Genomic DNA, 20,530 nt, shown 5'->3' with positions numbered 1-20,530 from the left:
CAAGGGTTTTTGTTCTTATGACAATGACATCCAGCCGGCCCTATCTGATCAGGGCGCTTTATGACTGGATCATCGACAACGGGCTGACGCCTTATCTGTTGGTTGATGCCAGCCGGGAAGGCGTTGTTGCGCCCACCGACTTCGCGGATGACAGCGGGCGCCTGGTGCTGAATATTTCACCCCGTGCCGTGCGTGGTCTTGACCTGGGGCAGGAAGACATCTGCTTCAATGCGCGGTTTGGTGGGACGCCCTGGGATGTCAATCTGCCCACGGCGGCGGTGATTGCGATATACGCCCGGGAAAACGGCCAGGGCATGATGTTTACCGACGACGACCAGCCTGAACCACCCAATGGCGGACAGGAAGACAGCAGCGACGATGACACGCCGGCGCGCTCGGCAAAGCGGCCGAACCTTCGGGTGGTCAAGTAGGCACGCTGGTTTTTCCGGCTAATCCAGATAGTCGAACATCCGGACGACTTCACGCACACCACGTACACGCCTCAATGCATCCGTGATGATGTCTGCTTCCTCGCGGGTGACAGCACCAAGCAGAAAAAGTCGCTGGCGCGCCGTTACGACACGAATCCGGTCCCGGTCGAAGTTGTCCGGTAGGTCGTTCAGCGTCATCAGTCGTGCGCCGGCCGCCGTGGAGATCATGCGGTCCTGGCTGCGTGAGAACGCCGAACTCAGGTTGGCCACGACCAGTTCGTTGTATACGTGGCGGGTATTGCTATCGCTTCGCGCGAAGTTGGCAAGTCGCATCCCCGCATCCCGATTCGGCACTTCCCCAGTCAGCAGAACAACGCGATTGAAGACCGTGACATTGACGTTTGCACGATCCAGCAGTTCATTGTCGTTAAGAATAAAACCCTGAATCCGTCCACGCAGTCGCTGGTCGGCCAGTACCTCGGAGAAGCTTCGTTCAGCGCCCGAGGGGGCGTCGGCCGACTGCTCGGCAACCCGGGATGGCGCGCAGCCGACTACCAGCAGTGCCGCGAGCAGGAATGCTATGGGCCAGAGGCGAATCATGGGTGCTGGTCCGTGCCAAACAGCGATTGATCGATCAGGTCGCACAGGCAATGGATCAGTACCAGATGGACTTCCTGAATCCGGGCGGTGACGTCAGCCGGAACGCGCAACTCGACGTCCCCGGGCAGGTAAAGCTCTGCCATGTCCCCGCCATCTCTCCCGGTGAGTGCGACCACACGCATGTCCCGTTCATGGGCTGCTCGGATTGCGGCAATCACGTTTCCGGAGTTGCCGCTGGTGCTGATCGCCAGAAGCACATCGCCGGCGTGACCCAACGCCCGGACTTGCTTGGAGAAAATCTCCTCGTAGCTGTAGTCGTTGGCGATGGAGGTCAAAGTGGAACTGTCGGTGGTCAGCGCCATGGCGGGCAGGCCAGGGCGCTCCATCTCGAACCGGTTCAGCAATTCGGATGAAAAATGCTGGGCGTCGCCGGCCGACCCACCATTTCCGCAACTCAGAATCTTCCCCTCGTTCTGCAGGCTTTCCACCATCAACCTGGATGCCCGGACGATGTCGTCGGGGAGCATATCCATGGATCTTTGCTTGGCATGGATGCTGTCGTGAAAGTGCCGAAGCACGCGATCGTGGAATTCCATGGTGTCAGAATACTCCGATTGTGTCCGCTGCCAGCTCCCGCTCAGCATTCCTCAATGGCGCTGATCAGCCAATCCAGGTGATCGCCGTCGATAGCGACGACGTCAATGCGACAGGGGCAATCCACCCCGTGGCGCTGCAGGTAGTGATTGGCTGTTCGAATCAGGCGCCGCTGTTTTGCCGGGGTCACGGTGGCCGCGGCACCCCCATGGCTATTGCTGTCGCGGTAGCGCACTTCGACGAATACCAGTTCTTCGCCATCCTGCATGATCAGGTCGACCTCACCGAGCTTGCAACGATAGTTGCAATGCAGGGTCTGCAGGCCGCGCCGTTCCAGATAGTCACGAGCCATGGCTTCCGCCGCAAGGCCGCGATCCGTGGTTGGCGATGTACTCACCGGGTAGTCAGTGTGCCGTTGCCGAGCACATCCACCCGATCGCGCTGAAAGCGCGCTGGCAACAGGTCACGGCGCACGTGCCCGGTCTGGTCTATCCACAGTGTCCCCGTTGCACCGTCTATTCGGTGGGCCGGGTCGTCGCGCAGCCGGCGCAACTGGGGTATGAGCCGGTAGGCGTCGGCACCGAGCCCGTAGAGTGCGCCATGGTTGCCGAGATTACCGCCAAGCATCCGCTCGAGGGTGCGTCGGTCCGGCGCGGGGGTCGACTCCCCCAGCGACCACGGGCTATCAAAGAAGGTCACACCGACCAGGTCGCTGTCTGCGTCACTGACCCGCCCCACATAAGCATGCGAGGTGGTCAGGACGGGGAGGGTCGTGCCCTGGTGAAACCGAATCTGGGGGCGAATGACGCGTGCCTGGTCCTGGAAGGCACCGACGAAGATCGCGTCGATGTCCTGACGACGACGCGGTTCATATTCGATGGTGCCGCCGACAGTCCCCTGTACCCGCCGTCGCCGGGTGTCGCTATCTTCCAGTGCGAATAGTCTGCGCAAGGAAAAAGCGTGATCCTGACTGCTTTCGGAATAGCTTTGTCGTCCAACGACAACGCCGCCGGCCGCCTCCAGTTCTTCGCTGAAAGCCCGACCGACGCGACGCCCCCAATCCCCATCGGGGACAAGGACCGCCACATGCCGTTGGCCGCTGGCATAGGCGTACCTTGCCGCCGCTCGTGCGTCGTCCTCGGGAAGCAGGCCAAATCGGTAAAGCCCCGTGGGGGGCTGAAGCTCATCGGGTGCGCCATTGAGGGCGAGCACTGGCACCGGCAGGCTCCGAGCCTCGGCGAAGACCTGGACCGCCGGGCGCGTCAGTGGGCCGATAACGAGATCGGCACCATCCTGGGCCGCCCGCATATACGCAGCCCAGGGATCCTCTCCATCATCTCCAACATCATGAAAGATGAGTACCGGGCGGTCTTCGGCGTCGCTGTGGAAATATGCGGCGAGCATGCCGTCGCGGACTGCACGGCCCGCATCGGCCAGGTCGCCGCTCAGTGGCAGCAGCACGGCAATCCGTTCGGGGTAGCCGATGCCCTCCAGGTGGCGGGCAAGCAGTTCTGCCCGATAGTCACGATCAGCGGCGGGGTGGTCGGGATAGCGGGATTCCCACAGACGCAGGGATTCTTCCAGGGTCGGCGGGTCAAAGCGCTGCGCCCGGGTGAGGAATTCAAGCTCGACCCAGGCTCCGAAATCGTCCGGCGGCGGCGGCATGATCTCCCGCAATCGCGCCATTGGGACGTCGCCCAGTGTGTCCCATAGGGCCGCGCGGTTGCTGTCGCGCTCCCAGTCCGTCGGCAGCAGAGGCTCCAGTGCCGCACGGGCCTCGACGGCGTCTAGAAGCCGACCATCCATGGTGAGGCCGCGTGCGCGGGCCAGCAGCAGCTTTCGGGCGGCGACGGTTTCCGAGGGCAGGCGGGCGCCCACCAGCGTCAATGCCTCCTCGACCGCATCCCGCTGCAGTGCCAGACTGGCTTCCACGGCGTGATGGAGATCGAGCAGCAGTTCCGGGCTGTCCTCATCGGTTTCCACTGCCTCGAACAACTCGGTGGCTGTGTCGACTTCACCGGCTTCGATGTAGAACCAGGCGGCGGTCAGTCGCAGGATCTCGGAGTCTGGTGGTTGCTTTCCGGCTGCCGCGTCAGCATAGGCGCGGGCGGCTCGACCGACGTCTCCGGCTTCGCGGGCGTCCAGCGCTTCGGTCAGCTCGGGGCTGGGCTCCGGGTCCGTTGGCATCACTGTACAGGCGCCCAGGGCAACGACCGCCGCCAGCATGGCGGCGCGAGGCATCAATCGATATCGTGAGGCGTGCGACATGGGGCTCCGGGGCTCAGTAGTTGTCGAGGCGGCGCACCGTCCCGGTGATCGAAGGGCGCAACACGCCGCAGTTTAGCAATAACCGATTTGGGGGAGAATGGTGTCAGGCACCTTGTATATCGTGGCAACGCCTATCGGCAACCTGGATGATATCAGCCGACGGGCCCAGCAGACCCTGCGTGACGTGGCCGTCATTGCCGCCGAGGATACCCGCCATAGCGGCCGGCTGCTTCAGGCCTGCGGTATTGTCACACCCATGGTCAGCCTGCACGAGCATAATGAGCAATCCCGGGCCGACACGCTTGTGCGCAGGCTGCGAGACGGGGACAGTGTCGCGCTGATCAGCGACGCCGGGACGCCGCTGGTCAGCGATCCGGGCTATCGGCTGGTCTATGCCGCGGCGGCGGCTGGAATCCGGATCTCGCCCATTCCCGGGCCAAGCAGTGTCATCGCCGCGTTATCTGTCGCCGGTCTGCCCAGTGACCGCTTCGTATTCGAGGGTTTTCTTCCTGCGAAGCCGGGAGCCCGTCGCAAGCGGCTCGAACAACTGACGAACGAGTCGCGTAGCCTGGTGCTGCTTGAGTCGAGTCACCGTATCGCTGCCGCACTGCGTGACATGTGCGCCGTTTTCGGCCCCCGCCGACAGGCTGTGGTGGCACGCGAGTTGACCAAGTTGCACGAGACGGTTCTGCGGGGCGAGCTGGAGGTGTTGGTTACACAAGTGGAGGGGGATGCTGATCAGCAGCGGGGGGAATTCACACTGGTGATCGCCGGTGCGCCGGAATCGGAGAATGATGGCACCGTTGGGGCCATGGATCTGCGTACCCTCCTGGCAGCCTTGTTAGAGGAGCTGCCGCCGACCAAGGCGGCGAGTGTCGCCGCGAAGCTTGTCAAGCGGCCGAGGCGGGAGGTGTATGCGCTGGCTGTCGAACTCGGCGGCGCGTATGATCGCTGACGGGAGTCGGCCGGACAGTCGCTGCCGGCATTGCCGGTGGAGGAAAGTCCGGGCTCCGCAGGGCAGGGTGCCAGGTAACGCCTGGGGGGCGTGAGCCCACGGAAAGTGCCACAGAAAACAAACCGCCTAAGCGCCGACAGGCGCCGGTAAGGGTGAAAAGGTGCGGTAAGAGCGCACCGCGCGGGTGGCAACACGCCGCGGCACGGTAAACCCCACTCGGAGCAAGACCAAATAGGGGAGCAATGGCGTGGCCCGCGCTGCTCCCGGGTAGGTCGCTTGAGGCATGCGGTGACGCATGTTCCAGATGAATGACTGTCCTCGACAGAACCCGGCTTACAGGCCGACTCCTTCTTTTTTCTCTCCTTGTCGCCCTGATACAGTCCGTTAGGGCTGACTTTCGCTTTGACTTCTAGAAAAAACTGTTAATCCCCTGATTTATATTCATTAGTTTCCCTCCCATGGTTGTCGCTCACCAGCGACGGCGTTGTGTGCTGTAAGTCTTTGTTGTGTCAGCAAGAATTCCCATCCTTTCTGCTTGACACCCCGTGGGGTGCTACCTATAGTGTCTCGAAGTGGGAAAAAGTGGCGAAAAATGGAATTTTTAGGGGAATAGGGGCGCGGAGTGTTTCGAGGGGTCGCACATCTCAATCTCGATACGAAGGGGCGCATGAGCTTTCCGTCGCGTTATCGCGACAAGCTCGTGGAGCGCTGCGACGGCGAGGTTGTGGTGACTGTCGACCCCGACCGTTGCCTGCTGGTGTATCCCCTGCCGGAGTGGGAAGTCATCGAGCAGAAGCTCGTGAAGCTGCCCAGCCTCAAGCCTCAGACCCGTCGATTGCAGCGCCTTCTCATGGGGCATGCAACTGAATCCCAGCTCGATGGCAGTGGCCGCATTCTGCTGCCGCCGCCGTTGCGTGAGTTCGCCTCCCTGGACAAGAAAGTCGTGCTGATCGGTCAGGGCAACAAGTTCGAGCTCTGGGACGAAGGGGTCTGGGGTCAGCGTTGCGACCAGTGGCTGGAGGAAGCTGCCGAGGATTACGAGCTGTCCGATGGGCTGGAGTCGATCTCCTTATGAATGCTGCAGCCGCCGCCAATGGATCCCACGAATCCGTGCTTTTGCACGAGGCTCTGGATGGGCTCGCCCTCAAGTCAGATGGTTTCTACGTTGACGGTACATTTGGTCGCGGTGGGCATGCCCGGGCCATTCTCCAGCGACTGGACGAGAACGGCCGGCTCTGGGTCATTGATCGTGATCCCGATGCCATCGCCGAGGCCAGGCGGCTGTTTGGCGGAGATCCCCGCTGCCGGATACTCGATGGCAGCTTCTCCCATCTCGGGGAGTGGCTGCGGGAGGAGGGCGTCACAGGGATGGTGAATGGCATCTTACTTGACCTCGGTGTCTCCTCGCCGCAACTGGACCGCGCAGAGCGCGGTTTCAGTTTTTTGAGGGATGGGCCTCTGGATATGCGCATGGATCCGGCCCACGGCCCCAGCGCCCTGGTCTGGCTGCAGGAAGTCGATGAGCGTGATCTGGTTCGGGTGCTCAAGACCTATGGCGAAGAGCGTTTCGCCCGCAGGATCGCCCGGGCGGTGGTGGCGGCCCGGGAGGCAGGGGAGTTGCCCGACAGTACCTTGGATTTTGCGGCGTTGGTGGCCGCGGCGGTCCCGAAGCCCGAGCGTCACAAGCATCCGGCGACCCGCACCTTTCAGGCGGTGCGCATTGCGGTCAACGGGGAGCTGGACGCATTGGAGCAGTTTCTTGATGGCGTCTGTGACTGGCTTGCTCCCGGCGGTCGACTTGCGGTTATCAGTTTTCACTCGCTGGAGGATCGCATGGTCAAGCGCTTCATCCAGAAGGCCTCGGGGGTGCGTGATCTGCCACCCGACATTCCCGTGATCCCCGAGGGGCTGCGTCCGAGGATGCGTCGTATCGGCAAGGCAATGCGGGCCGGCGAAGTCGAGATTGGGGACAACCCGCGGGCGCGCAGCGCGATGCTGCGCGTGGCGGAGAAGCTCTCGTGAGTCCGCAGCTCCTGTTGACCATCGGTCTCGCGATGGCGGTTGTAGGTAGCAGCATTGCCGTGGTCTACGCCAAGCACGAGGGTCGGCGTCTGTTTGCCGAGCTTGAGGATCTGCACCGGGAGCGTGATCAGCTCAACGCCGAGTGGGGCATGTTGCAGCTTGAACAGGGTGCCTGGGCGACCCACGGGAGGGTGGAGCGTATCGGGCGGGAGGAGTTGGACATGAAACTCCCGGGGCGTGACGAGATCGTGATTATCCGGCGCTGAGGTGCGCCAAATGCCGACCTGAATCAAGGCCGGTCTTGAATAAAGCAGGGGCGATTGTAGCCGTGGTCAGCAAGGGCGAGCGAGGAAAACCGGAACTGCTGCGCTGGCGCTATGCGCTGGTGCTGCTGGCGTTTGCCTGCCTGCCCGCAGCGTTGCTCGTACGGGCCGTGGATCTGCAGCTGGTCAACAATGAGTTCCTGCAGCACCAGGGTGACAGCCGTCATCTGCGCACCATGGCGATCCCTGCCCACCGGGGCATGGTCAAGGACCGCTATGGTGAACCCCTCGCCATCAGCACGCCGGTGGATTCCATCTGGGCGCACCCCGGCAATCTCCTGTCGTCCGGTGCGGATCTTGCCGCCCTGGCGGAACTGCTGGGCATGGAAGTGTCGACGCTGCGTAATCGGCTGGAGCAGCGGGCCGGCCGAGAGTTCGTCTACCTGCGCCGTCATGTTAATCCGGATCTTGCCAGTCAGGTGCTGTCGCTGGGCTTGCCGGGCGTTGCCAGTCAGCGCGAGTTCCGCCGCTACTACCCGGCTGGCGAAGTGGCCGGCCATCTGCTCGGGTTCACGGATATCGATGATGTCGGGCTAGAGGGGCTTGAGCTCTCCTATGAGAGCTGGTTGCGCGGTCGCCCGGGGGCCAAGCGCGTGCTGCGCGATCGGCTGGGGCGGGTCATCAGTGATGTGGAGCAATTGCGTGAACCTGCGCCGGGTCGCGATCTGAGCCTCAGTATCGACCGCCGTCTGCAGTATGTGGCCTACCGTGAACTCAAGCGGGCGGTGCAGGCTCATGGCGCTCGCGGTGGTTCGCTGGTGCTGCTCGATTCCGAGACTGGCGAAGTGCTGGCCATGGTGAACCAGCCCACGTTCAACCCCAATGCCCGCCATCTCGCAGGGACATCGGAGCGACGCAACCGTGCAGTCACCGACTCCTTCGAGCCAGGTTCCACGATCAAGCCATTCACGGTGGCGGCGGCGCTGGAGAGTGGCCGTTTCGAGGTCGATTCCCCACTCAATACCCACCCGGGCACCATGCGCGTCGGCAATCATACGGTGCGCGACATACGTGATTACGGCCGTATCGATCTGGCCACGCTGATCAGCAAGTCAAGCAACGTTGGCGCCGCACAGCTGGCCCTGGATCTGCCTGAGGACGCCGTCTGGGGTCTGCTTGGGCGGGTGGGGCTGGGTCGTGTCACCGGCGCCGGCTTTCCCGGCGAGACGGCGGGTTCACTGTCCGTCGAGCCACCGAGATCCTCGATCGATCGTGCCACCCTGTCCTTTGGCTACGGTGTGGCCAGTACGCCTCTGCAGCTGACCGCCGCCTATGCCGCGCTTGCCGCCGATGGTGTGCTCAGGTCGCCTTCTTTTCTGCGTGTTGACGAGCCGCCCGCCGGTGAGCAGGTGATATCCGCCCGCACTGCAGCGGCGGTGCGGCGCATGCTGGAGCAGGCTGTGGCGGATGACGGCACGGGGCGCCTCGCATCCGTGTCGGGTTATCGAGTGGCCGGGAAAACCGGTACATCCCGTAAGTCCATTGCCGGCGGCTACGCCGATGACCGCTATGTGGCCTGGTTCGCCGGGATGGCACCGGCCAGTCGTCCGCGCCTCGTGATGACGGTGATGATCGACGAACCAGCGGGTGAGCTGCACTACGGCGGTCAGGTTGCAGCGCCGGTTTTCTCCGAAGTAATGAGTGCCGCGCTGCGTCTGCTGAACGTCAGCCCGGACGCCGATGAGCCAGCGCCCCCCATGGCCGCCATGAGAGGGGCTGGTCAATGAATGCACTGCGTACCCATGCGTCCGGTATCCCCCTGGGACAGCTGCTGCAGGGCGTTTCCGGTGATGTTGGCGAGGTGCGTGTCCCCGGCCTGTCGGCAAACAGTCGTCGGGTGCGTGAGGGGTGGGCTTTTGCAGCTTGCGCGGGCGAGCGCTTCCATGGCCTCGATTTTCTCTCCCAGGCGTTGGATGCGCAGGCGGCCCTGGTGTTGTGGGAGCCGTCCGAGGGTGTTGACCTTGCCGTTGCGGAACAACTTTGTGCTGCTCACGGGGTGCCCCTGGTGGCGGTGGATGACTTGCGCGTCCGTCTCGGCGAGTTGGCCGCCCGGGCCTTCGGTGATCCGTCGCGGGACTCGGTGCGCGTGCATGGCGTCACCGGCACCGACGGTAAGACGTCGGTGAGTCAGTTTCTCGCCCAGGCGCTGACCGCCGGCGGATCTCCCTGCGGTGTCATCGGTACGCTGGGTCACGGTCGCGTGGGGGCGTTGCAGGCCGGCACCCACACCACGCCGGATGCGGCGAGTCTGCAGGAATGGCTGGCAGACTTCCGTAACCAGGGCTTGCAGCACGCAAGCATCGAGGTTTCTTCCCACGGACTGGCGCAGGGGCGGGCCAATGCGGTCTGTTTTCACACTGCAATTCTCACCAACCTGAGTCGCGATCACCTTGACTATCACGGCACCGTCAAGGCGTATGGCGATGCCAAGCGACTGCTGTTCCGCATGCCTGGCCTGCGCACCGCCGTCCTCAACCTTGATGACGCCTTTGGTCGTTCGGTGCGGCGGGAGCTGTCGCCGGCGGTGCGGCTGCTGGGCTACTCGATGCAGGGCGAAGAAGGCGCCGAGGTCGTCTGTACGCGTCTCGCCACACTTGCCGATGGCCTGCACATGGAGGTCATCACGCCCAGCGGCCTGGTGGTTGCGAACCTTGCATTGCTTGGCCGGTTCAACGCCGAGAACGTGTTGGCGGTCATCGCAACCCTGGTCGGTGACGGCTGGGAGCCGGAGGCCATCAGCCGAGCCCTGTGTTCACTGGTTGCCGTGCCCGGCCGCATGGAGCCGTTCAAGGCGCCCGGGCGTCCCCTGGTGGTGGTGGATTATGCCCACACGCCGGGAGCGCTGGCTGCTGCATTGGCGGGACTGGGCGAACACGCCAAGGGTCGGATCTGGTGCGTGTTTGGCTGCGGCGGTGAGCGGGATCGTGGTAAGCGTCCCCTCATGGCCGCGGCGGCGGAAGCCGGCGCCCATCGCGTGGTTGTGACCGACGATAACCCCCGCGGCGAAGATCCGGATGCCATCGTCGCCGATATCCAGGCGGGATTCCGCAAGGCCGACCATCCCGTGATCCGCAATCGGCCCCAGGCCATTCGTCGCGCCCTTGGCGAAGCCGGGCCCGAAGATGTGGTGTTGATTGCCGGCAAGGGCCACGAGGATTACCAGATCGATGCCAGCGGTCGGCATGATTACAGCGATCGCAGCACCGTGGCCGCGTTGCTTGACGAGGAGGCGACATGATCGAAGCCAGTCTCGTCAGGCTCGCGGAAGTGCTCGGGGCCGGCTTGCAGGGGCCGACGGTGACCATTCGTGGGTTGTCCACGGATTCCCGGGTGCCTCGCCCTGGCAGTCTTTTCGTCGCGCTGCGTGGCCCCCGGTTCGACGGTCACGCCTATGCGGCCGACGCCCTTGCAGCGGGCGCAGCCGGGGTGCTGGTTGAGCATGCCGACGGCCTCGAGCCGGCGCTGGTCGTCGCCGATACGCGCGAAGCACTCGGTAAAGTCGGTCATTGGTGGCGGCAGGAGACCGATCCGCTGGTGGTGGGCGTGACCGGCAGCAATGGCAAGACCACCGTGAAGCAGATGCTGGTGTCCATCCTGGCCGGTGTCGGCAAAACGTCCGCCACGCGAGGCAACCTGAATAACGATGTGGGCGTGCCCCTAACCCTGGCCAAGCTGTCCCGCGATGACCAGTATGCCGTGATCGAGATGGGCGCGAATCATATGGGGGAAATCGCCTATCTTGCAGGGCTGGCCCGACCCGATGTCGCCCTGGTAAACAACGCCAACCCGGCCCACCTGGAAGGTTTTGGCAGCATCGCCAACATTGCCCGGGCCAAAGGCGAAATCTATGAGGCGCTGGGTGAGGACGGTGTGGCGGTGATCAACGCCGACGATCCCCATGCCCACGTCTGGATGGCGCTGGCTGCCGGACGGACGATCGTAGACTTCGGTATGGGTGGCGGCGCTCGGGTGCGCGGCAGGGCCCTGTCCCCCGCTGGGCATTGCCGTATCGAGTTGCCGGGCGACACGCTTGAACTGATGCTGCCCGTGCCTGGGCTGCACAACCTCTACAACGCGCTTGCTGCGACGGCGGCGGCAGTCGCCCTGGAGATACCCGCCGAGCGGATCGCAGCCGGTCTGGAGGGCTTCGAGCCCCCTGCCGGTCGCCTGCGACCAAGCGCCGCACGTTGTGGGGCGGACATCCTCGACGACAGCTACAACGCCAATCCAGCCTCGCTGGAAGCCGGCGCACGGGTTCTCATCGCCGGTGCTGGCGAGCCCTGGGTCGCCCTGGGGGACATGGCGGAACTGGGCGATGACGCGCCGCGTCTGCATCAGGAGGCGGGCCGCCTGCTGATGGAGCTCGGTGTGCGGCGGCTCTACGCCTGTGGGCCACTCAGTCTTCATGCGGCGAAGGGCTTCGGCAGCGAAGCCCGTCACTTCGACAACCGGGATGATCTGATCGCTGCGCTGGAGCAGGACCTTACTGCGGGCGTCTCCCTGCTGGTCAAGGGCTCGCGCAGCAGTGGCATGGACAAAGTGGTGGAACGCCTGGTCGGCGACGCCCCGAAAGCGGGAGGGCGCTGACATGCTGATCTATCTTGCTGGCTGGCTCGAGGAGTTCCACAGCGGTTTTCGCGTTTTCCAGTACATCACGCTGCGGGCGATTCTCGGGGTGCTCACCGCGCTGACAATCTCATTCATCGTTGGTCCGATCCTGATTCGTCGCCTCGGCCGCTACCAGATCGGGCAGCAGGTGCGGGAGGATGGCCCCCGGTCCCACTTCTCAAAGGCTGGAACGCCCACCATGGGCGGTGCGCTCATTCTGGTTGCCGTAGCCACCGCGACGCTTCTCTGGGCGGACCTGGCCAATCGCTATGTCTGGATCGTGCTGCTGACAACCCTTGCCTTCGGTGCCGTGGGTGGCGTCGACGACTATCTGAAGCTGCGCTACGCCAACAGCCGTGGCCTGCCTGCGAAACAGAAATATCTCTGGCAGTCGGTCATCGGGCTGACCGCGGCGGTGGTGCTCTACGTTACCGCCGAGAACGCCGTGGAGACCACGCTGATCATCCCGTTCTTCAAGGATGTCAGCATTCAGCTCGGCCTGCTGTTCATCCCACTGGCCTATCTCGTTATCGTCGGAACATCCAATGCCGTGAACCTGACCGACGGGCTGGACGGGCTCGCAATCAATCCCACGGTGCTGGTTGGCGGGGCCCTTGGGGTGTTCGCCTACGCATCCGGGCATTTCAATTTTGCCAGCTACCTTGGCATCCCGTTCGTGCCCGGCGTTGGTGAGGTCGTGATTTTCTGCGGTGCGCTGGTGGGTGCAGGGCTGGGTTTCCTGTGGTTCAACGCCTATCCCGCCCAGGTGTTCATGGGCGATGTGGGCGCACTGGCCCTGGGAGCCGCCCTTGGCGTGCTCGCAGTAGTGGTTCGTCAGGAGCTGGTGCTGTTCATCATGGCGGGTGTGTTCGTCATGGAGACAGTCTCGGTGATCCTCCAGGTGGCGTCCTACAAGCTGACCGGCCGCCGTATCTTCCGCATGGCACCGTTGCACCATCACTTCGAACTCAAGGGTTGGCCCGAGCCGCGGGTCATCGTTCGTTTCTGGATCATCACCGTGATTCTGGTGCTGATCGGTTTGGCTTCACTGAAGATTCGCTGATGCAGGCTGCAATGACCAATGACAACGCAGAGATGACCGTGATCGTGGGCCTCGGGGTCTCCGGTTCGGCCTGCCTGCGTTATTTGCATGCGCGTGGTTACCAGCTTGCCGTCATGGACACGCGGCAATCTCCCCCGGGCCTAGATCAGGCCAGGCGCTTGCTGCCCGAGCACGCCCTGCTCATGGGCGGTCTGGATGCGAATTGTCTGCATCGCGCGGCACGCGTGGTGTTGAGTCCTGGCGTGTCCCTGCAGACCCCTGCGGTTGCTGCAGCCGCTGCGGCCGGGGTGCCGGTTATCGGTGAACTTGAGTTGTTCGCCGAGGCCGTGAATGCCCCGGTCATCGCTGTGACCGGATCCAACGGCAAGAGCACCGTGACCAGCCTGGTGGGCCAGATGCTCCAGGCAGCGGGCCTCGATGTGGCCGTAGGCGGCAATCTGGGCACGCCGGCACTGGATCTGCTGCGGGATGCACCGGCTCCGGATGCCTATGTGTTGGAGTTGTCCAGTTTCCAGTTGGAAACCGTTAATGCCCTGAAGCCGGTGGCATCCGTGGTGCTCAACGTGAGCGAAGATCATCTGGATCGTCATCACAGTCTCGATGCATACGCCCACATCAAGTCGCGCATTTTCCGTGGCAATGGCCTGATGGTTCTCAATCGGGATGACGCCCTGGTTCGGCGCATGGCGATCAGGGGCCGCCGTACTGTCTGGTTTGGTAAGAGTGCGCCCCGGTCAGTCGACGATTATGGCCTGCTCGAGACGGATAACGACTGCTGGCTGTTCCGTGGCGACGAACGGCTGGTGGCCCTCTCCGAGATGCAGCTGCAGGGTCGGCACAATCTCTTGAACGGTGCGGCGGCCATCGCCCTTGCAACTGACCTTGGCGCACCGATAGCGGTTTGCCTCGAAGTGCTGCGGCAGTTCCGGGGCCTGCCCCATCGCATGGAACTGGTTGCGCGGCATGCTGGTGTTGCCTGGATCAATGATTCCAAGGCCACCAACGTGGGTGCCACGGCCGCTGCCGTGGCTGGTATACCCGGCTCGCTGATCCTGATCGCGGGTGGCGAGGGCAAGGGTCAGGATTTCCAGCCCCTGGCAGCGGCCCTGACCAACAAGGTGCGCGCCGTGGTGCTCATGGGCCGGGACGCGACACTTATCGAGGCCGCGGTGAGCGGCCGGGTACCCACGGAATCGGCTGCGTCGCTGGATGCCGCTGTTCGCATCGCGAGTCAACTCGCAGCCCCCGGGGATACCGTCCTGCTGTCGCCCGCCTGTGCCAGCTTCGACATGTTCCGCAACTTCGAGGATCGGGGCGATCAGTTCCGTCGCCTGGTCCTTGCGGAGGGTGAGGCATGAGCGCCGCCGCCGAAACCGTCCTGCGCCGCGATGCGTTCAGCATCCTCCCGCAAACGGACTATCGTCTGCTGACGGCCATTCTCATGCTGGCAATGATCGGCCTGATCATGGTGACCTCGGCGTCCATTTCCCTTGCGGAGCGCAACCTGGGTACGCCGTTCTACTACCTGGAGCGGCAATCGCTATTCCTGCTCATCGCCTTCGCCGTGGGCTGGTTGATCCTGCAAGTGCGTCTGGATATCTGGCAGTCCATGGGAACGTTGGGTCTCGTGCTCGCCATGGGCCTCTTGGTGCTCGTGCTGGTCCCCGGCGTTGGCCGGGAAGTGAACGGCAGCGTCCGCTGGATCAATCTAGGTATCTTCAATCTGCAGGTTTCCGAGGTGCTGAAGGTGGCGGTGATGGTGTATCTCGCTGCCTACATGGTGCGCCGGGGCGAACAGGTTCGCCGAACCATGGGGGGCTTCCTGATTCCCATCGGTCTCCTTGGCGTCTGCAGTGTGCTGCTCCTGCAGCAGCCTGATTTCGGTGCGGTCATCGTGATTGGCTGCACCGGCCTCGGCATGCTTTTCCTGGGCGGCGTACCCCTCTGGCGTTTTGCCGTGCTGGTCACCGCTGCAGCGGGCGGCGCGTGGGCCCTGATTATCGGTTCGCCCTATCGGCTGGAGCGGTTGTTGTCGTTCTCCAATCCCTGGGCGGACCCGTTCAACACGGGCTTTCAGCTAACCCAGTCACTGATTGCCATTGGCCGTGGCGAGTGGTTCGGAGTAGGGCTTGGCGGCAGCGTACAAAAGCTCTTCTACCTGCCGGAGGCGCATACCGACTTTGTCTTCGCCGTCCTCGCCGAGGAGTTCGGGCTGATCGGCGTGGTCCTGTTGATCGCACTGTACAGCTATATCTGCTGGCGCATTTTTGCCATCGGTTACGCCAATATGCGGGCCGGGCACAGCTTCGCCGCCTACCTCTGCTGGGGGGTGGCGATCTGGTTCGGTCTGCAGAGCTTCATCAACGTCGCCGTCAACATGGGGCTGGTGCCAACCAAGGGCCTGACCCTGCCATTGCTCAGCTATGGCGGCAGCAGCCTGCTCATGACGATTGCGGCGCTTGCCCTGGTGCTGCGTGCCGAGCACGAACGGCTCGCAGCCGAGGTGTCCGTCAAATCCCGGCGCGGGAGGACGGCATGACGGCGCAGGGTCCGGTGATGATCATGGCGGGCGGCACCGGCGGGCACGTTTTCCCGGGGCTCGCGGTTGCCCGGCGCCTGATCGATGAGGGCGTCCCCGTGGTCTGGCTTGGCACGCAGAAAGGGCTTGAGGCCCGCGTGGTGCCGGAGGCCGGCATTCCAGTTGAATGGTTGCAGGTCGCAGGGCTGCGCGGCAATGGTCTGCTGGGGTGGGTGATGGCACCGCTACGCATCGCCCGAGCGGTCCTGCAGGCAATGCGTGTGCTGCGACGCGTTCGGCCGCGCTGCGTGCTTGGTCTGGGCGGTTATGTGTCGGGCCCCGGCGGGTTTGCCGCCTGGGCAATGCGCTGCCCGCTCGTGATTCATGAGCAGAACGCCATCGCTGGCCTGACCAACCGGTTGTTGTCCCGGGTTGCCAGCAGAGTGCTCTGCGCGTTCCCGGGCGCTTTCGCCGCATGTCCCGAAGCCATCGTGGTAGGCAATCCGGTTCGTGACGAGATCCTGGCGCTGGCCGATAACCTGCAGTCCGGTCGTCAGGATGGCATGCCGCTACAGGTGCTTGTGGTGGGTGGCAGTCTCGGCGCGCAGATTCTCAATGAGGTCGTTCCCGCGTCGTTGGCTCTGCTGCCCACGAATGAACGGCCCGTGGTCCGGCATCAGGCCGGCAGCCGAACCCTGTCAGTGGCAGAGGCCGCGTACCGTCAGCATGGCGTCAGTGCCGAGATCACGGCCTTCATTGATGATATGGCTGCGGCCTATGCCTGGGCGGATCTTGTTGTCTGCCGGGCTGGGGCGCTGACCATCAGCGAGTTGGCTGCCGTCGGACGACCTGCGGTGCTGGTGCCGCTGCCCCACGCAGTGGACGACCATCAGACGGCCAATGCCCGGGTGCTTGCCGATGCAGGCGCCGCGTGGCTGTTGCCGCAGTCGACGTTAACCGCCGAAGGTCTCGCCGAAGTGCTGGCTGACGTGACGCATCGGCCAGAGCTGCTCGCGGATATGGCCGCCAGGTCCCGCACCGTGGCCAGGCACGATGCTGCCGGGCAGGTGGCCAAAGCTTGTCTGGAGGTCGCATGACGAGCCGCAGACAAGCCTGGGAGCAGGGGCGCCCTGGCGCCATGGGTCGGGTGCGTCACATCCACTTCGTGGGTATCGGCGGTGCAGGCATGAGCGGCATTGCCGAGGTGCTGGCCAACCTGGGTTACAGAATCTCAGGCAGCGATCTGCGGGAAAGCCCGGTTACCCGCCGTCTGGCAGGTCTGGGGGTCCGCATCGATGTCGGACATGCGGCGGGCCACGTGGTCAAGGCCGATGCAGTGGTGGTTTCCAGTGCTGTCGGAGAGAGCAACCCGGAGGTGCAGGCCGCCAGGGAGGCGCGAATTCCAGTCGTGCCGCGTGCCGAGATGCTGGCGGAGCTGATGCGCTTTCGGTACGGCGTGGCGGTGGCGGGCACCCATGGCAAGACCACCACCACCAGCCTGGTGGCCAGCCTGCTTGCTGATGGTGGGCTGGATCCGACCTTCGTGATCGGTGGTCGCCTGAACAGTGCTGGTGCGAATGCCCGGCTGGGGGAGGGGCGCTACCTGGTGGCAGAGGCCGACGAGAGCGATGCCTCGTTCCTCTATCTGCAGCCGATGGTGTCCATCGTCACCAACATCGACGCCGATCATCTCGGTACCTACGGTGGCGACTTCCAGCGTCTGCGGGCCACCTTCCTGGAGTTCCTTCACCACCTGCCTTTCTACGGGCTGGCGGTGATGTGTCTGGATGACGCCAACGTGCGGGAGCTGCTGCCGGAGGTCACGCGGCAGGTTCGGACCTATGGCATCGAGCAGGCGGCGGACGTCCGTGCCGTAGATGTGACACAGACCGGCGCGCGTACCGCGTTCACCGTTCGGATTAACGGCGATGAGCCCTTCGCCGTTGAGTTGAATCTGCCCGGACGGCACAACGTGCTGAATGCCCTGGCCGCCATTACGGTGGCTGACGAGTTGGGTGTGGAACGAGCAACCATCGCCAGGGCCCTGTCCGATTTTCAGGGCATCGGCCGTCGCTTCCAGTCGTATGGCGACCTGGCTCTGCCAGGCGGTGGGTTCGCCAGCATCATCGACGATTACGGCCACCACCCCAGCGAGCTTGCTGCGGTGATCCAGGCCGTTCGGGACGGCTGGCCGGACCGCCGTCTGGTACTTGCCTTCCAGCCCCACCGCTACAGCCGGACCAGGGAGCTGTTCGAGGACTTCGCCCGGGTGCTGTCCGACGTGGACGCCCTTGTGGTGACGGACGTCTACGCCGCTGGCGAGGAGCCCATCGCCGGTGCCAATGCCCGCGATCTCTGCGGTGCCATCCGGGCCCGTGGCAAGGTGAATCCGGTCTTCGTGGCCAGCATGGATGAACTGGTCGGTACCTTGCCAGCCGTCCTGCGGGATGGCGACATGCTCCTCACCATGGGGGCCGGCAGCATCGGTGGTGTCGCCGATCGATTGCTGCAGGGAGGTGCCCATGGCAGCTGATCGCAGCACCGACCTGCAGGGTCAGCTTCTCGAGGCGGAGCCCATGTCTCGGCACACCACATGGCATGTGGGCGGTCCGGCGGATCGGTTCTACCGGCCTGCAGGGCGTGATGACCTTGCCCGCTTCCTGGCCATGCTGCCGGAGTCGGAGCCGCTCTACTGGTGCGGGCTCGGCAGCAATCTTCTGGTACGCGACGGCGGATTGCGCGGCACCGTGATCTTCCTGCAGCCGGGACTGACCGAGTTGCGCACCCTGGCCGGCAACCGACTCTGGGTCGACGCCGGCGTGGCCTGCGCCAAGGCAGCCCGCTTCGCCGCCCGCAACGGTCTGGTGGGTGCCGAGTTCCTCGCCGGTATTCCTGGAACCATGGGCGGTGCCCTGGCCATGAACGCCGGCGCCTTTGGTGGCGAGACCTGGCAGGTGGTGGACTGGGTAGAAACCGTCGATCGCGGTGGCCGTATCCGTCGTCGCCCGGTTGAGGACTACGCTGTTGCCTACCGGGAAGTGACGCGGCCTACGGAGGAGTGGTTCCTTGGGGCAATGCTGCAGCTGCAGCCGGGTGATGGCGATGCAGCCATGTCGCGTATTCGGGAATTGCTCTCTACCCGCGCCGCGACCCAGCCCATCGGCAAGCCCAGTTGTGGCTCGGTGTTCCGAAATCCGGAAGGGGATCATGCCGCTCGGCTTATCGAGTCTGCGGGCTTGAAGGGGCATCGCATCGGCGGCGCAGTAGTGTCTGAGAAGCACGCGAACTTCATCCTCAACGCTGGTGGTGCCACGGCGGAGGACATTGAACAACTCATCGCCCACGTCCAGGCCGTGGTAGAGCGCACCCACGGTGTCCGCCTGCACCCCGAGGTGCACATGATCGGGGAGGCGCGGTCATGACGCTGCCTGCGGACAACCGGACATTCGGACGGGTCGCCGTCCTTCTCGGTGGCTGGTCCGCCGAGCGCGAGGTGTCGCTGAAAAGCGGTGCTGCCGTGCATGAGGCGCTGCGACGTCAGGGCGTGGATGCGGTCGCCATTGATGCGGATCGCAACGTGCTTCAGACCCTGTCCGAAGACCGCTTCGACCGGGTCTTCATCGCCCTGCATGGTCGCGGTGGTGAGGACGGAGTGGTGCAGGCCGGACTTGAACTGCTCGGCCTGCCCTACACCGGGGCTGGCGTGCTGGGCTCAGCGCTGGCCATGGACAAGCTGCGCAGCAAATGGGTCTGGCAGGGTGCCGGTCTGCCAACCCCCGCCTTTGTCGCCTACGAGTCCGGTCTGGACCTGTCGGCCGTCACGGACGCCCTGGGGCTACCGGTGATCGTCAAGCCCGCCCGCGAGGGATCGAGCATCGGCATGGCCAAGGTGGATTCGCCAGAGCAACTCTCGGCGGCCTGCGATCTGGCTTTGCGATACGACCGGGAGATCGTCATCGAGCAATGGATTGCCGGCGAGGAGTACACGGTCTCGATTCTCGACGACCAGGTGCTGCCGGCAATCCGCCTGGAGACGCCGCGGAGCTTCTATGACTACGCCGCGAAATACCAGGCCACAGATACCCGCTATCACTGCCCCTGCGGTTTGCCCGACGACGCCATGCAGACCCTTGAGCAGTTGGCGCTGGCCGCGTTCCGTGCGGTTGACGGTTGCGGTTGGGGCCGCGTGGACCTCATGCGTGATGCCGATGGCGCTTTCTGGTTGCTGGAGGTGAACACTATTCCGGGGATGACCGATCACTCCCTGGTGCCTATGGCCGCAAAAGCCGCAGGGATGGATTTCGATGAACTGGTGCTGCGGATACTCGCCACCACCTTGCCGGAGCAGTCGTCATGAGGGCGCCGCGGCGTGGAGCAAGACCCAATGCCCGCCAGCCGCAGCCAGCGCGCTTTCGACGGTTCGCGGCCGGGTTCGCGAAGCTGGGACTGGTGGTGGTGGTCGTGGCGGGCATCGGCGGGATTGGCGCCGGCGGCGTCTATGGCTACCGCTACCTCAGCGCTCCCGATACGTTCCCGCTGCAGTCGGTTCGTTTCGACAGCCGTCTGGAGCATGTCCGCCAGGCGGACCTGCGCGTGGCGCTGGATCCGTTGCTGGGACAGGGCTTCTGGGGGCTGGACATCGCCGCCATCCGGCAGTCCCTGGAAACGCTGCCCTGGGTCAGCACGGCGAAAGTCCGCCGCATCTGGCCCGCCACCCTGCAGGTCACCATCCGGGAGCACCGGGCCGTGGCGCAATGGAATGACGATGGCCTGCTTTCTGCGGACAACATCGTGTTTCGTCCACCGGCAGAGACCTGGCCCGAGGGGCTGCCGGAATTGCACGGGCCGGACGGACGCGCGAAGGAAGTCGGCGAGCATTACCGGGAATGGGGTCCGCGCCTTGCCGAGGTTGGCCTTAAGCTGCAAAGCGTCACGCTGGATGCCCGGGAGTCATGGCGGCTTGAGTTGGTCGATGGCGTTCGCCTGGAACTCGGTCGCCATGAGACGGATGAAAGGCTGCGGCGTTTCATTAATGCGCTGAACGACCTGAGAGCGCGGAGCGATCAGGACTTGCTGGCGGTAGATCTGCGTTACCCCAACGGATTCGCCGTTCGCTGGGCCGATGGCTCCGGCGACAACAACTGAGTG

The 20,530-nt window shown here is 64.2% G+C and carries 20 protein-coding genes and 1 other RNA gene; 17 read left to right on the top strand and 4 right to left on the bottom strand.

The features are described 5' to 3' along the window. Window positions 1-23 precede the first annotated feature (23 nt). Window positions 24-431 carry a ClpXP protease specificity-enhancing factor gene (locus tag J2T57_RS04810; RefSeq protein WP_253475699.1) on the top strand — a complete coding sequence of 136 codons (408 nt, stop codon included), beginning with the start codon at window positions 24-26 and terminating at the stop codon, window positions 429-431. An 18-nt stretch (window positions 432-449) separates the two neighbouring features. Here the strand turns inward: J2T57_RS04810 and J2T57_RS04805 are convergent, their stop codons facing one another. Genes J2T57_RS04805 through J2T57_RS04790 form a run of 4 tightly spaced genes read right to left on the bottom strand, consistent with a single transcriptional unit; the run spans window position 450 to window position 3,866 of the window. Next, on the bottom strand, window positions 450-1,031 hold the full coding sequence (locus J2T57_RS04805) for a BON domain-containing protein (RefSeq protein ID WP_253475088.1): 582 nt from the start codon (window positions 1,029-1,031) through the stop codon (window positions 450-452). Then, the gene (locus J2T57_RS04800) at window positions 1,028-1,627 is read right to left on the bottom strand and encodes a phosphoheptose isomerase (protein WP_253475085.1); all 600 of its coding nucleotides are present in this window, start codon (window positions 1,625-1,627) and stop codon (window positions 1,028-1,030) included. Before J2T57_RS04800 ends, J2T57_RS04805 begins: the two co-directional genes overlap by 4 nt. Before the next feature lie 41 nt (window positions 1,628-1,668). Further along, window positions 1,669-2,022: a YraN family protein gene (locus J2T57_RS04795; protein WP_253475082.1), complete on the bottom strand. Its 354-nt coding sequence runs from the start codon at window positions 2,020-2,022 to the stop codon at window positions 1,669-1,671. Continuing rightward, window positions 2,019-3,866, bottom strand: a complete 1,848-nt coding sequence (locus J2T57_RS04790; protein ID WP_253475079.1) for a penicillin-binding protein activator — start codon at window positions 3,864-3,866, stop codon at window positions 2,019-2,021. Before J2T57_RS04790 ends, J2T57_RS04795 begins: the two co-directional genes overlap by 4 nt. Before the next feature lie 124 nt (window positions 3,867-3,990). On the opposite strand from J2T57_RS04790, the gene rsmI reads away from it, so the two are divergent. From rsmI to J2T57_RS04710, 16 genes are all read left to right on the top strand, one after another. Continuing rightward, a complete protein-coding gene (rsmI, locus tag J2T57_RS04785) occupies window positions 3,991-4,848 on the top strand; it encodes a 16S rRNA (cytidine(1402)-2'-O)-methyltransferase (RefSeq protein ID WP_253475076.1) in 858 nt (285 codons plus the stop codon). Window positions 4,849-4,850: 2 nt separating this feature from the next. Continuing rightward, window positions 4,851-5,200: RNase P RNA component class A (gene rnpB / locus J2T57_RS04780), an RNA gene on the top strand. Between the two features lie 270 nt (window positions 5,201-5,470). Continuing rightward, the gene (gene mraZ / locus J2T57_RS04775) at window positions 5,471-5,923 is read left to right on the top strand and encodes a division/cell wall cluster transcriptional repressor MraZ (RefSeq protein ID WP_253475073.1); all 453 of its coding nucleotides are present in this window, start codon (window positions 5,471-5,473) and stop codon (window positions 5,921-5,923) included. Continuing rightward, window positions 5,920-6,870 carry a 16S rRNA (cytosine(1402)-N(4))-methyltransferase RsmH gene (gene rsmH / locus J2T57_RS04770; protein WP_253475070.1) on the top strand — a complete coding sequence of 317 codons (951 nt, stop codon included), beginning with the start codon at window positions 5,920-5,922 and terminating at the stop codon, window positions 6,868-6,870. Before mraZ ends, rsmH begins: the two co-directional genes overlap by 4 nt. Further along, window positions 6,867-7,136 carry a cell division protein FtsL gene (gene ftsL, locus J2T57_RS04765; RefSeq protein WP_253475066.1) on the top strand — a complete coding sequence of 90 codons (270 nt, stop codon included), beginning with the start codon at window positions 6,867-6,869 and terminating at the stop codon, window positions 7,134-7,136. The genes rsmH and ftsL overlap by 4 nt, the downstream gene beginning before the upstream one ends. A 62-nt stretch (window positions 7,137-7,198) precedes the next feature. Then, complete coding sequence (locus tag J2T57_RS04760) at window positions 7,199-8,920, top strand: peptidoglycan D,D-transpeptidase FtsI family protein (RefSeq protein ID WP_436262683.1); 1,722 nt, start codon at window positions 7,199-7,201, stop codon at window positions 8,918-8,920. Continuing rightward, on the top strand, window positions 8,917-10,431 hold the full coding sequence (locus tag J2T57_RS04755) for a UDP-N-acetylmuramoyl-L-alanyl-D-glutamate--2,6-diaminopimelate ligase (protein WP_253475063.1): 1,515 nt from the start codon (window positions 8,917-8,919) through the stop codon (window positions 10,429-10,431). Before J2T57_RS04760 ends, J2T57_RS04755 begins: the two co-directional genes overlap by 4 nt. After that, a complete protein-coding gene (locus tag J2T57_RS04750) occupies window positions 10,428-11,780 on the top strand; it encodes a UDP-N-acetylmuramoyl-tripeptide--D-alanyl-D-alanine ligase (RefSeq protein WP_253475060.1) in 1,353 nt (450 codons plus the stop codon). The genes J2T57_RS04755 and J2T57_RS04750 overlap by 4 nt, the downstream gene beginning before the upstream one ends. A 1-nt stretch (window position 11,781) precedes the next feature. Next, window positions 11,782-12,864: a phospho-N-acetylmuramoyl-pentapeptide-transferase gene (gene mraY / locus J2T57_RS04745; protein ID WP_253475057.1), complete on the top strand. Its 1,083-nt coding sequence runs from the start codon at window positions 11,782-11,784 to the stop codon at window positions 12,862-12,864. Next, entirely contained in the window at window positions 12,864-14,222 is a 1,359-nt protein-coding gene (gene murD, locus J2T57_RS04740) for a UDP-N-acetylmuramoyl-L-alanine--D-glutamate ligase (protein ID WP_253475054.1), read from the top strand. Before mraY ends, murD begins: the two co-directional genes overlap by 1 nt. After that, entirely contained in the window at window positions 14,219-15,403 is a 1,185-nt protein-coding gene (gene ftsW, locus J2T57_RS04735; protein WP_253475051.1) for a putative lipid II flippase FtsW, read from the top strand. Before murD ends, ftsW begins: the two co-directional genes overlap by 4 nt. Beyond that, window positions 15,400-16,479 (top strand): undecaprenyldiphospho-muramoylpentapeptide beta-N-acetylglucosaminyltransferase, encoded by a 1,080-nt coding sequence (gene murG, locus J2T57_RS04730; protein WP_253475048.1) that lies wholly within the window; start codon window positions 15,400-15,402, stop codon window positions 16,477-16,479. The genes ftsW and murG overlap by 4 nt, the downstream gene beginning before the upstream one ends. Further along, complete coding sequence (murC, locus tag J2T57_RS04725) at window positions 16,476-17,915, top strand: UDP-N-acetylmuramate--L-alanine ligase (protein ID WP_253475045.1); 1,440 nt, start codon at window positions 16,476-16,478, stop codon at window positions 17,913-17,915. The genes murG and murC overlap by 4 nt, the downstream gene beginning before the upstream one ends. Beyond that, the gene (gene murB, locus J2T57_RS04720; RefSeq protein WP_253475040.1) at window positions 17,905-18,804 is read left to right on the top strand and encodes a UDP-N-acetylmuramate dehydrogenase; all 900 of its coding nucleotides are present in this window, start codon (window positions 17,905-17,907) and stop codon (window positions 18,802-18,804) included. Before murC ends, murB begins: the two co-directional genes overlap by 11 nt. Further along, window positions 18,801-19,739, top strand: a complete 939-nt coding sequence (locus J2T57_RS04715) for a D-alanine--D-alanine ligase (protein ID WP_253475037.1) — start codon at window positions 18,801-18,803, stop codon at window positions 19,737-19,739. The genes murB and J2T57_RS04715 overlap by 4 nt, the downstream gene beginning before the upstream one ends. Then, entirely contained in the window at window positions 19,736-20,527 is a 792-nt protein-coding gene (locus J2T57_RS04710; protein WP_253475034.1) for a cell division protein FtsQ/DivIB, read from the top strand. Before J2T57_RS04715 ends, J2T57_RS04710 begins: the two co-directional genes overlap by 4 nt. Window positions 20,528-20,530 lie beyond the last annotated feature (3 nt).

The sequence above is a fragment of the Natronocella acetinitrilica genome (assembly GCF_024170285.1).
GTDB lineage: Bacteria > Pseudomonadota > Gammaproteobacteria > Nitrococcales > Aquisalimonadaceae > Natronocella > Natronocella acetinitrilica.
The sequence above is the reverse complement of the archived record's forward strand: the minus strand, read 5'-3'. Positions and strand labels throughout refer to the sequence as shown.